Below are 12955 nucleotides of genomic sequence, written 5' to 3'. Positions count from 1 at the left end.
GTTTGTGAAATCTCTTGTTTGTTTTATTTATTTTCCAATTCTGCTTGACGAACAAGTACTTGTTCGCTAATTTTCAAGAATGGTAAATATACTAGAACACCCAGTGTGATTAAGATTATTTGCAACACCGAGGCCCGCCAGTCTCCCCCAGTTGCTAGCCAGCCACTGATGACTGGTGGGGTGACCCAGGGAATATACACAACCGTTCTACTGATCAAGCCTGCTGCAGTAGCTGCATAAGCGATCAATGTCTGTATTATTGGAAGTAATACAAAGGGAATCATCATCGGTAAATTAAAAACGATCGGAAGCCCAAAAATAATCGGTTCATTGATTTCAAATATACCGGGCGCAAGAGAAAGTTTTGCAATTTCTTTGTATGCGGAAATTTTTGAGAATATAAATACAGCAATGATAAGCGAAATGGTAGAACCTGTTCCACCCATTTGAGCAAAAGCTGTCTGGAAACTCAACGTTAAAATGTGAGGTACCTCAAGTCCTTCGTTAAATGCCGTCATATTTTCATTGATGTTTTGTGTCATAAATGGTTCTGTAAAAGGTCCATTGATAACAGATTGATGGATGCCAAAGGAGAAAAGTAAATTACCCAGACTATAAAGTAATAGATATCCTCCTAAACTTGTCCCGATTTTACGCAATGGTTCTTGTATCAAGTTTACTATAAGCGAAATTAGATCCATTCCAAAAACTAAACTTAAGAATAAGGATACTCCTGCGAATAACGATATAGTGAAAATAGCGGGAAGTAACACATTAAATGATTTCGCTACAGCGGAAGGTACTTGTTCTCCCAAGTTAATTTTTATTGCTTCTATTTTATTGAATTTCAATAATACTTCGGCTGCTAATAGCCCGATAATAATACCGGCAAACATGGATTGAGTTCCTAAATTAGAGAAACTAAGGTAACCATCAAGTTCCACCTCGACCCCTGCTGTAGAAGTTCCCATCAATTGCAAAGGCATCATGGCGATAAACGTTGCCAAAGAAATAACTGCGACAGAAATAGGATTATCAAATTTTTTGTTTTTCGCTAAAAAATAGGCTATCGTAGGTGCAAGTAATAACCCGGCAATGTCTAAAGTTCCTCGCGTTATGCTGGTACCAAAGCGTTGCGCAGTAACGAGTGCATCTTCTGATAAAAACCAAGGTAAAACTGCCCAATTAACTAAAACAGCTAGCCCTGCTAAAATAAACAGCGGAATAATTGTGGCAAAAGCATCCCGAATCGATCTTAAATGTACTTGATTCCCAATTTTAATTGCTATATTTACAAAAGCTTCCATAAATTTTTTGAGCTTTTCTTTCATTTTCTTTCACTCCTTTTTATAGTTCTTCTCCATTTGAATGAATAACTTTTTTCAACCATTTATAACTCTTTTTAGGGATACGTGCTAAGTCTTTCAAATCTTTATTGTCCCGGTTCACATAAACGACTCCATATCTCTTCCGCATATCTCCTTTGGAACTCAATATATCTATTAGCCCCCAACCTAGATAACCTAATACATCAACACCATCTATTTGTATAGCATCTTTCATGGCTTGGATATGTTCACGGTGATACTCAATTCTGTAATCATCTTGGATTTCGTTCTTCCCATCCCATTCTTCCATTACTCCGATACCATTTTCAGTAGGAAAAACAGGTACATGATATCTTGAATACATTTTGTTCAATACATTTCTAAAACCTTTTGGATCGATTTGCCAGTTCCATTCGGTTGATTCCAAATAGGGATTATCCACTTTCCCATATTCCAAATATTCTCCTGGCAGAGCATCTTTGGGTATTTTAGTGTGATCGAGAACATTGGATGCGTAATAACTAAACGTTAAATAGTCTGAACGCAATCGTTTCAATGCATTCCATTCTTTTTCTGAAGTGTCCACTTCAATATTATTATTTTTTATATACGCATGGTACGAATCCAGATATCTACCATTGACGAAGGCTTCCAACAAATTAAAATTCACATACTCATCAAATTCCCTAGTTAAGAATACATCTTCTGGATGAGAGGTGAGCGGATAGACTTCTTGATAGGCTAACATCCCACTAATCTTACAATCCGTATGATCATGAATATAATTTGCCACATATGTGTGTGCCATCATCGTATTGTGTTGAATCTGATAGACTTCTTGCGTAGTTTTTTCACCCTTTAGATAACCTGAAGCTTCGAATACTTCTGGTAAAATATAAAAAACGGTTTGCTCATTAAAAGTTAACCAGTGCTTCACTTTATGTCCAAATCTTTTAACCATTTCAATGCCATATCTTTCAAAAGCATCCACTGTATCTTTTGAAAGAAATCCATTGTTTTTCTCGGCTAAATCAAGTGGCATATCAAAATGATAGAGGCAAATCATTGGTTCGATACCTCTTTCAATTAATGCATCAATAAATCTATCGTAATGCTGAATACCTTCTTCGTTCCATTCACCGTCTCCAGTAGGATTGACCCTGCTCCACGATATTTGGAATCTATACATATTCATGCCCAAATCTTCCATCAAATCAAAATCTTCTTCGTAACGATTGTACTCATCAATAGCTACCTTCCAATCGGATGAATTTTCAGTAGCTTTTTTAATATCATAAACCGACTTGCCTTTACCTGCTGTATCCCATGCTCCTTCAGTTTGCATACTTGATACAGAATTACCCCAATAAAAATCTTTTTTCATTGTATATCCCCTCCTTGTCTTGAGTATACCAGTGATTCCACACTGTACTGTTTCAATAGATGAAAGCGGTATCTTATTATGAAATTTGTTTCATGTAAAAACAGGACCAACTGAAATATGTTATAATCGAGCTATCTAAAAAAACAGGATTTCAAAACATAAATAAAGGAGAATAGTGGATGAGTGGAGGATTAATATCTATACTTCAAAATATTATAAATGTTTCACCTACTGACTCTGATATCGATATCATCATCGCCAAATATCTTTTGAATAATTTGTATTTAAAGGATTTAACTATAAATAAAATTGCAACTGAATGTCATATCTCTAAAGCAAGCGTTACAAGATTCACGCATAATTTAGGATTCGACGGTTTCAGCGGATTTAAAAAAAGCTATATGGAAACTTTTATTGAAAGAGAAGAAATGAAAATTGATTTAAAAGCGAGTCAGACCGATTCTTATACTAATCCTCAAGCTTTTAAAAAAGATTTAGAAAAAGTGACTGAAGATTTAGGAGATTTCATTCAGAAAATTTCCTTAGAAAAGTTAGATGGCATCTGCAATCAGATACACTCTGCAAAAAGAGTGCATATCTACGCCACATTTATTCCGGGTACCATGGCTGAAATATTGCAACACATGCTTTTAACAAATGGTAAACTAGTTGAATATTATCCCCAATTAAGCAATCAATTGATTGCTAGTCGATCTTTAGATAAAAATGATTTAGCTATTTTTATTTCTTTAGAAGGTTCATATGTCATGCAGAAGGATCTGACACTAGCTATAACTTCATCGAAAGCCACATCTTTATTGATCACACAAAATCCCGAAATGAAGATGGCCTCTTTATTCGATGAAATAGTTCAATTAGGTAACCATGATAAAGAGCAAAGTGGTAAATATAAATTGCTCATGTTCATCGAGATCCTGATGCATAGATATTACAAATTATACGAATAGTAAACAGGATACTATCTTTATATACTGCACAAAAAAAAGACTGAAAAATTCTCAGTCTTTTTTTATTTTTTTGCTTCCAAATAAAACTCGAAGCGATTACCTGCATATTGTGTTCGAACGTATTCTATTGGCTGGTTCATTTGATCAAAACTAACTTGTCTTAAGCGTAAAATGGCCTCACCTTTCTTTAAATCAAGTAATTCTGCAGTACTTTCTGAAGCCAACATGGCAGATACCGTTTGTTCTGCACGCTTAATACTGATGTTTTTTTCATTTTTGAGTGTGTGATACAGTGATTGAGTTATCTGTTTTTTGTTCAGGTTTTTAATAATGGCTAAAGGAATCGAGGCGACCTCGTAACAGATGGGAATATCATCAGCAAAACGAATACGTTCCATTTTCAACACCTCTGCCCCTTCTTTTATCTGAAGTTTATCGCTCTCACTCGAGCTTGCAGGTTTTACGTGGTATGCCATTACTTTACTTGATGGTACTCTTCCTTGCTGTAATATAGTGTCAGTAAATCCTTGTATCCCGCTCATTTTCTCTTTTACTTTTTCTCTAGAAACAAAGGTTCCCGAACCGACTTTTCTTTCCAGAATCCCTTCTTCAACAAGGGACTGTACGGCTTGTCGTACAGTCATTCTACTAACTCCAAAGTCAATTGCTAAATCTCTTTCTGAAGGGATTTTATCGCCTACTTCCCATTTATGAGATTCAATTCTGTTTCGGATATCGTTATGAATTCGTATATAAACAGGCGTTTTCTTTGGCACTTTTTTTCCTCCTAATTGTTAACTCAACAATTTCGCTGCTTGCTCATCCAAAATGATCGTTACATCCGGATGTGTTTGAAGAGCACTTGCGGGTATTTCTTCGGTAACGGGTCCCTCGATCATTTGTTTTACAACATCAGCCTTTTGATCACCATAAGCTAGTAGAATCACTTTTTTTGCTTCAAGTATAGACTGGACCCCCATTGAGTATGCTTCTTTCGGAACATCTTTTTCTCTTTCGAAGAAACGTTTATTTGCTTCAATCGTTTCCTTTGTCAATTTGACTTTATGTGTCCTCAAATTGAAAGGGGTATGGGGTTCATTAAACCCAATATGACCGTTTGTTCCGATCCCCAAAATTTGTAAGTCGATTGGATTTTTCTCCAGGATCTCATTATACCGTTCAATTTCCTCTTTTGCATCAGCCATGCCATCCGGTAAATAGCTCTTTTTAAAGGGTTTGTCGTTAAATAAATGCTTCTGCATGAACATATGGTAACTTTGTGGATGATCTGCAGGTATTCCTACATATTCATCCAAATTTATAGAAATAGAATCAGAAAAATCAATATCACTCTTTCTTAATTCCTCGTACAAAGTTTCCGGACTACTTCCTGTTGCTAATCCAAAAACACCTGCTCCTTTATCTAGTTCATTTTTCACTATGTCACAGGCTTTTTTTCCACCTTGAATTTTATCTTTCATTATAATTACTTCCATTATCTTTCATCACCTTTCAGATTTGATCGGTCAAACACTCTTTTTCCTAAACTAATTGTTTCGAGGACCGTAAATAAAGAATCCATTAATACTAAGTCAGCATCTTTCCCTATCTCCAATGTTCCCTTCTGAATTAAAGAAAATTCTTTTGCTTGATTTACCGAACTCATTTTTACAGCCTCTTCAACGCTGCAGCCTGTAAATTTGATCATATTTTTAAATGCATCAGAAAATTCTAATACACTTCCAGCCAATACTCCATTCTCTAAGCGGGCTTGTTTGTTTTTCACGATTACCTTTTGACCACCAAGTTCGCTTTCACCTTCAATAAGACCCTTTGCACGCATTGAGTCAGTGATCAATTCAATGCCATCTGCACCCTTGGCTAAATAAGCTAAACGAACCATATCGGGATCGATATGAAATCCATCTACGATCATTTCTACAGTTACTGAATTTTCAAGTAATCCATGCCCGGTTACACCCGGTTCGCGATGATGTAACCCCCTCTGAGCATTATACAAATGTGTCACATGACTAACTTTTGAATCCTTTAATAATTCGCGTTTGGCATCGGAATGCCCAACAGAAAGGACAATATTATTGTTTTGGCAGTAGTTTTCAAAATCACTTACATCCCCAGTTTCAGGAGCATAAGTAACTAGACGAATCAAACCTCCACTTGTTTCAACCCATTTTTTCATTTGTTCAGCGTCAGCAACTTTGATAAACTGTTCAGATTGAGCTCCTTTATGTACAGGTGAAATGTACGGACCCTCTAAATGAATCCCTTGTATGACGGGGTTTGTTTGGGCAGCTTCCCTAATTCCAGCTAATGCTTTTTCTATCGCTTCCGAAGATTGTGTCATGGTAGTAGGAAAGTAACTCGTAATTCCTTCTTGAAACATTTTTTGTATCATTTCATTGATTTTCTTGGGATCTCCATCCATGCTATCAATTCCATATCCTCCATGACTGTGGACGTCTATGAAACCCGGGACAATCGAAGTAGCGGTGCTAGAAATTTCTTCATCATCCGAATGTTTCACGAAGTCCTCCATTGTTCCTAGTGCAACTATCTTATCATCGAATCGAATATATCCATTTTCTATTTTCTCTATTCCTGTAAAAATCGTCTTATTTGTAATTAGTCTTGCCATTTTGCATTCTCCTTTGCGAAATAGACTTCGTTTATAGTATAAATGGTCTATACCAAATTAGCAATAGTTACAATCACGTATAGTTAATTTTTTTCATAAGAATGCACCAGAGGGATTTTTCTACACTAAACAAAAAAAACACCTCTTCACTCAAAAAAGTGAAGGCGGTGTAAAAAATTTTCTCCTTTTATTACATCATATTGAATAGCATGCAACTGCTTTAACAATAGCTGTCCTCTCCCACTCAGCAAAGACTCATCTTCCACGAATCTACTGGTTGTCTTATCATAATACATTCCTTTTTCAAAAGCAGGAACTTCTTTAGATAAAGTTTTTAAGAATGCCTGGTAAGGAGTTATCTTTTGTTTTTTCATATCCAGTAGTTCTATATAGAGAAACTGTGGACTGATCCATTTATTTTCATTGGTTATCTTTTCTATTTTTTCTGAAGAAAAAATAAAATAAGGTGTCTTGTACTGTTCTTCTTGAATCATTGCAGATTTCACTTCTTCTCCATAGATACTCGGAAGATGATCTCCCCAGAATACGATGACCATTTCTTCTGGATAGCTTTCAGCGGCTTCAATTAATTGTTTGAGAGCTAAATCGCTATGATGTAAATCTTGAAAATAGCCTTCAATTTGTTTCCGATTGGAACGAGATTCAAACACGAGTTCTTCTTCATCATATTTATTAGCATAAGGTGTGTGATTCTGCATTGTTACCAAATGAATAAAGTCTTTTTCCACAGTTTGTTCCATGACATGGAAAATTTCTTTGTAGGCAGAACGATCCGAAATATAGCCATCTTTTGATAGTGTAGCAGTATGCGTCATCGTATCATCATAAATAAACTCATCAAACCCTAGTTTTTCATAGGCTTCTCTTCGTTTATACATTGTAGTATTAAATGGATGAATCGCTGTTGCATATAACCCTTTCTCTTTAAAAGATTTAGCTAAAGAAGGCATATTGTCTAGTTCCGATACTAATTGGGTATACGGTGTCGAAATAGTTGGCGCTAATGGTTCTAAAGAGAAACCAGTCAATGCTTCAAACTCACTGTTTGCTGTTCCGCCCCCATAAGCCGGAGCCAATGTAAATCCACTAACTGTTTCTCCTGCTATTTTTCGATAATACGGAATAGGATCATTATATTTGGTCATTTTTGAAATTTCATAGGGATCACTAAAACTTTCATTCATGATAAATATGATGTTTGTATCATCTAAGGTTTCCATTCTATCTTGATTTACTTCTTCTGCCACTTTTTGATAAGTACTGGCTATCTCTGCTATTGTTTTCTTCGAATACTGATCAGGATTTCCAATACTTTCTCCGGATAAATTATAAAGAAACCCAGCAACGAATCCGTTATTATAATAATTCATATCTTGAGAATAGGGTATCCAATATGCGTATTGATCGTAGACAGCTCTAACTTTATTTGTTTGATTATTGAACTGACCCACATAATAAAGTAACAGTGTAGAGAGTATGAATAAGAGAACACGTCTTTTTTTATGCTTCTTATAAAAAGTTATTTGCTGTAATCCTGAAGTCTTCTTTTTCCACAGTATTGCTCCAATAAATATACTCATTAATACTATTCCTAACATCACTGTTGTTAGAGGACCAGCCATCTTCAATAAAAACGAAACTTCATTGATCATCTCTATATCAGAAGGATACAAGGGCTCCCCACGCATTGACATTTTTTGTAATGTTATTATTCCAATGACGAGCGTTGTGATCAAATAGATCATACTTGTTAAAACAATGTGACCTATTAGACTGTACAGCCATATAAATACTATAAAAAGGATAAATGAACTTAACAAAAAAAGTTCCACATGCCATTGGAACGCAAAAGCTACTGCCACAGAGAAATCGAAATCGTTTTGAAAGGTTTGCAACAATAGATGTCCAATGGTGACTATCCCGATTACCGTTCCCAGTATCACGAACCATCTAGGCTTTTTAAATAGATTTCTCAATTCCTGCATTTTTTCATTCCTTTCAAAAAAGGAGCGTGAGCATATACTCACACTTCCTAATCCTTAACTGATTTACAATTTTAAGTTTTCCAAAAATCATCGAAGATTGTAATCGGCATATGTCGTTTGTGTTTCGTTTGTTCAAACCATTTCTCAATTATCTTTGCATCTTTCTCGGATACTTCTTTTCCCTCTAGGTAATCATCAATGGCATCATACGTAACTCCCAAGGCTACTTCATCAGCTAGTCCAGGTCGATCATCTTCTAAATCTGCTGTGGGAACTTTATCTATCAGATGTTCTGGTGCTTTTAAATAACGCAGTATTTCTTTTCCTTGACGTTTATTTAAGCGAAATAATGGATTTAAGTCTGTTCCACCGTCCCCATATTTTGTGTAAAATCCGGTAACACTTTCAGCTGAATGGTCGGTACCTAAAACAATTCCTTTTTTATCGCCTGCTATTGCATATTGAACGATCATCCGTTGGCGTGCTTTGATATTGCCTTCATTAAAATCACTGATCACTATTCCTGAATTCTGCAAAGATTTTGTCGTATGATCGACCGCTTTTTGGATATTCACACGGTAAGTTACATCTGCTTGCATCCATTCAATTGCATCCATTGCATCAGACTCATCCACTTGTTCCCCATAGGGTAAGCGAACGGCGATAAATTGATAATCGCTATTTCCCGTTTCCTTACGCATTTCTATCATTGTCATTTGAGCCAGTTTACCTAAAAGGGTAGAATCTTGTCCTCCGCTGATCCCGAGTACAAATGTTTTTAAAAAAGGATGCTTTTTTAAATATTCTTTCATTAAGTCTATTGTATTTCTTGCTTCTTTTGCTGGAACAATTTGAGGAGAAACTTTCATTTTCGCAATGATTTTCTTTTGCGTTTCTGAAATCATGGATTCATTCACTCCTTAGAAGTTGAGGATAAAAATTATTTGTAATTTTTTATTTTATTTTTAAAGTATTGAATAGTTTCCAGTTTGACATCAAATAGCGTTTGCGATAAATCAACTGGATATGGCTCTGGATTTAAAATGCGCGTGTGTTCTTCCCAAATGGCAGAAAGACTTGCTTGTGCATAAGCCTTGATATCAAGTAAATCAGGTAACTCCTTAACAATTTCTCCATCTATGATTATGTCCTCCATTAATGGTTTTGCTTCAAAATTGGAAACAGTTTTATTGATATACGTATATTGAGGGTGGAACATAAAGATTTCTTTTTGTTTTTCTGGTTCTTCTTCCTCTAGTGCAACATAATCTCCTTCAGACTTTCCATCTTCTTTATTGATTATCCGCCAGACTTGTTTTTTACCGGGAGTAGAAATTTTAGAAGCGTTACTGGTCAACTTTAATGTGTGTTGCATTTCACCTTCATTATCTTCTATGGAGACTAATTTATATACCGCTCCTAGTGCCGGCTGATCAAATGCCGTAATGAGTTTGGTCCCTACACCCCAAACGTCTATCTTAGCTCCTTGCATCTTTAAGTTCAAGATGGTTTCAACATCTAAACTATTTGAAACGTAAATTTTTGCATCTGGAAATCCTGCTTCATCTAACTGTTGACGTACACGTTTGGATAAATAAGACAAATCTCCACTATCTAAGCGAACACCCAAAAAGTTGATTTGATTTCCCATTTCTTTAGCAACTTTTATGGCATTCGGGACACCTGTTTCTAAAGTGTCGTAGGTGTCTACTAAGAAAACACAATCTTTATGAGTTTCCGCATACGCTTTAAAAGCACTGTACTCATCTCGATAAGCTTGCACAAGAGAATGTGCATGGGTTCCACTTGCTTTCATGCCAAAAATTTTCGCTGCCCGTGTATTACTTGTTGCATCACATCCGCCTATGAAAGTAGCTCGAGCACCCCAAATAGCTGCATCCATTTCTTGCGCACGGCGGGCACCAAATTCTAGTACTGAATCTTTCCCAGCCACACTTTTGATTTGCGCAGCTTTTGTGGCGATCAATGTTTGAAAATTCACAATATTTAAAATGGCTGTTTCTACTAATTGACAGTCGGCTAAAGGCCCTTCAACTTGTATAATGGGTTCATTGGCAAATGCTACTTCACCTTCTTTAAACGAACGTACTGTACCTTTAAATGTCCAATTCCGTAAATAATCCAAAAAATCCTTAGGGAAGTTTTCTTCTTCTCTCAAGTAAGCTAGGTCGGATTCAGAGAAGTGTAACTCTTTCAAATAATCAACTATTCGTTCTAGTCCCGCATAAATGGTGTAGCCGATACCAAAAGGATTTTCTCTATAATAAACTTCAAACACCGCTCTCTTGTTCGCATTTCCTTTTTCCCAATAGGTTTTCATCATATTGATTTGATATAGATCAGTATGTAACGCCATACTGTCATCGATATATTTTCGTACCATTTCTTTTTCCTCCCTTTAATCACTCATTATGTGTATAATCATAGCATATATTTCACACAAATATACTGTGATTCCGTTCAAACCAGACAAAATACAAAAAGCGTCTGAGTAAATAGTTTTCCTATCCAACCAGACGCTTTTTTATAAAATTACTACTGTATTTCTTGTTTTTACTCTTTTAGAATAATCAAATTGACTGATGTACACTTTGCGTTTTTTTAATAGGAGAATCAATTTCTCCCGCTTTAGTCAATGCAATTTTTGTTGCCAATGGTCCAACGATTGCACACACTAACGTCCCCACTAAAACTACTGCTTTTATTTGTGGAGCATAAAGAGGAATAAGCGTCTCTGCAACAGAAGTTAACCCAATGGCGACCCCTGCTTGAGGAATTAATGTAGCTCCCAGATAGCGACTTACCTCTTTAGGTGCATGAGCAACTTGTGCACCAACATAAGTTCCTAACATTTTTCCGACAACTCTTAAAACAATATACACCGAACCGACTAATCCTACTGAAGGAATAATTGCAATATTGAGTTCTGCTCCAGCAATTACAAAAAACATCAGATATAACGGGGGCGTTAAACGATCTGCCAAGTCTCCTATAGTGTTCGAGACTGAAGAAACGTTTGTTAAAATTGCACCCATCATCATCGTAGTAAGCAATTCAGATATACCCATCAATGATGATATTCCGCTAGACAAGAATACAAAAGCAATGAGAATACCTAATTGATTTCCATTTGACTGAAAAACCTTTAATGGCCATTTCATTGCCCATCCTAATAGCCCGCCCAATATAGCCGCTAAAAAGATATCAAGAAACGGTTGCAATATTGAAAAGAAGACTGAAAATTCTCCTTGAACCTGCATAAAGGTTTTTGCTAAAGTAGCTGCGAAACCAAATAGAATTAAAGCAATTGCATCATCTAATGCAACAACGCTCATTAACATGTCAGTAACAGGACCTTTTGCCTTAAATTCCTTAATAACAAGAATCGTTGCGGCTGGTGCGGTTGCGGCTGCAATCGCTCCTAAAACAATGGCAAAGGCAGGATCCAATCCGATAAATAAAAGTCCACTGGTAACAATAAGAACAGCAAAAGTAGCTTCAGAAAAAGCAATAACCACTGGCTTAAATCCTACACGTTTAAAGTAACTTTTTTTAAACGATAGACCAATTGTAAAGGCAATAAACGCTAATGCCATTTCCGAAACAACCCCAAAATGTTCCAACATTTCTGTAGTTAATCCATTAAAAAATGAGGGCCCTGCTATCAATCCACCTATTAAGTAACCTGTTACACTTGGTAAATGAATTATCGTCGCTAAACGGCCAAACAATAACCCAACCAAAAGAATAATAGCAATATACAACACAATCGATATTTCCAACTTTATACCTTCTTCATTTTATTTTTTTATAATTGAATGCCTTCTTGAAATATTAAGGGTAAAGCAAACATAATCCCTGTATTTGGTTTTTCAATGTCGCTCAGGACTTTCCGTACTGTTTTCCGTGCTTCCTGCAAACTCGCGCGTGGAATCACACTGTAGATAGTTTTGTTCTCCGCTTGATCGGAAATAATTAATGGTCTCAAGGTCGCAATTATTTGCGGTTCACTTAATTGAGACAAACGTTGTGCCATTCCGACAGAATCGATCACTGTCGCAGCTTGACCAACATTATCATTAAACGCAAGTAACAAATCATCCAACAATTCTAATCGATTTAATACAATTACAAATAATACATTCTCTTCCATTTATTAGTCCTCCTTCCCTGTCCAACCTCAATCATACGCTCAATATTATTAATTTCAAGTCGTGTTGGCGGTTACAATCAGATTTCTTGAAAATAATCACTGTTTATTTTCATTTTTCGAATCGAGTAGGAGGTAAATAATTAATTTATTTACCGTCCTCTCACACCACCGTACGTACGGTTCCGTATACGGCGGTTCAATATCTTAAGTAAGCAGACTCTGCCAGGTTACGTAGTGAAACTACGTTCCACCGGTAGAGTCTTTTCGTTGTAAGCACCCAATGAACCTCAGGTGTTTTTGACAGTCTCCAGTATTTCTTTCTGGAGTAGCCAATACGCTTAGCACTGTCCATATCTAGACCTAAGCGCATTAATCTGCTAATCTTAGTACGTGGATTTTTCCATCTCTTTAAAATTAGTTGCCTGATTCGGTGATGGAG

General features: G+C 36.1%; 11 protein-coding genes. 1 reads left to right on the top strand and 10 read right to left on the bottom strand.

The genetic code is table 11. The annotated features are described in order from the left end of the window. Nucleotides 1-23: 23 nt before the first annotated feature. Both H626_RS0107705 and H626_RS0107700 read right to left on the bottom strand, forming a co-directional pair. The gene (locus tag H626_RS0107705; protein ID WP_027108846.1) at nt 24-1331 is read right to left on the bottom strand and encodes a PTS sugar transporter subunit IIC; all 1308 of its coding nucleotides are present in this window, start codon (nt 1329-1331) and stop codon (nt 24-26) included. 16 nt (nt 1332-1347) lie between these two features. After that, nucleotides 1348-2712, bottom strand: coding sequence for a glycoside hydrolase family 1 protein (locus H626_RS0107700; RefSeq protein ID WP_027108845.1), 1365 nt, complete (start codon nt 2710-2712; stop codon nt 1348-1350). Between the two features lie 179 nt (nt 2713-2891). On the opposite strand from H626_RS0107700, the gene H626_RS0107695 reads away from it, so the two are divergent. Beyond that, nucleotides 2892-3680 carry a MurR/RpiR family transcriptional regulator gene (locus H626_RS0107695; protein ID WP_027108844.1) on the top strand — a complete coding sequence of 263 codons (789 nt, stop codon included), beginning with the start codon at nt 2892-2894 and terminating at the stop codon, nt 3678-3680. 62 nt (nt 3681-3742) lie between these two features. Here the strand turns inward: H626_RS0107695 and H626_RS0107690 are convergent, their stop codons facing one another. The 8 genes from H626_RS0107690 to H626_RS0107655 form a co-directional block, all read right to left on the bottom strand. Continuing rightward, nucleotides 3743-4456 carry a GntR family transcriptional regulator gene (locus tag H626_RS0107690; protein ID WP_027108843.1) on the bottom strand — a complete coding sequence of 238 codons (714 nt, stop codon included), beginning with the start codon at nt 4454-4456 and terminating at the stop codon, nt 3743-3745. An 18-nt stretch (nt 4457-4474) separates the two neighbouring features. Further along, on the bottom strand, nt 4475-5176 hold the full coding sequence (locus tag H626_RS0107685) for a glucosamine-6-phosphate deaminase (protein ID WP_027108842.1): 702 nt from the start codon (nt 5174-5176) through the stop codon (nt 4475-4477). Continuing rightward, nucleotides 5176-6336 carry an N-acetylglucosamine-6-phosphate deacetylase gene (nagA, locus tag H626_RS0107680; RefSeq protein WP_027108841.1) on the bottom strand — a complete coding sequence of 387 codons (1161 nt, stop codon included), beginning with the start codon at nt 6334-6336 and terminating at the stop codon, nt 5176-5178. The genes H626_RS0107685 and nagA overlap by 1 nt, the downstream gene beginning before the upstream one ends. Before the next feature lie 146 nt (nt 6337-6482). Beyond that, nucleotides 6483-8342, bottom strand: a complete 1860-nt coding sequence (locus H626_RS0107675; RefSeq protein WP_027108840.1) for an LTA synthase family protein — start codon at nt 8340-8342, stop codon at nt 6483-6485. 71 nt (nt 8343-8413) lie between these two features. After that, entirely contained in the window at nt 8414-9247 is an 834-nt protein-coding gene (gene nadE, locus H626_RS0107670; RefSeq protein WP_035618983.1) for an ammonia-dependent NAD(+) synthetase, read from the bottom strand. Between the two features lie 35 nt (nt 9248-9282). Continuing rightward, a complete protein-coding gene (locus tag H626_RS0107665) occupies nt 9283-10746 on the bottom strand; it encodes a nicotinate phosphoribosyltransferase (protein WP_027108838.1) in 1464 nt (487 codons plus the stop codon). Nucleotides 10747-10933: 187 nt separating this feature from the next. After that, a complete protein-coding gene (locus H626_RS0107660; protein WP_027108837.1) occupies nt 10934-12145 on the bottom strand; it encodes a cation:proton antiporter in 1212 nt (403 codons plus the stop codon). A 26-nt stretch (nt 12146-12171) separates the two neighbouring features. Continuing rightward, nucleotides 12172-12516 carry a hypothetical protein gene (locus H626_RS0107655; RefSeq protein ID WP_027108836.1) on the bottom strand — a complete coding sequence of 115 codons (345 nt, stop codon included), beginning with the start codon at nt 12514-12516 and terminating at the stop codon, nt 12172-12174. Between the last annotated feature and the right edge of the window lie 439 nt (nt 12517-12955).

The sequence above is a fragment of the Lacticigenium naphthae DSM 19658 genome, from assembly GCF_000425865.1.
Taxonomy (GTDB): Bacteria; Bacillota; Bacilli; order Lactobacillales; family Carnobacteriaceae_A; genus Lacticigenium; species Lacticigenium naphthae.
The sequence above is the reverse complement of the archived record's forward strand: the minus strand, read 5'-3'. Positions and strand labels throughout refer to the sequence as shown.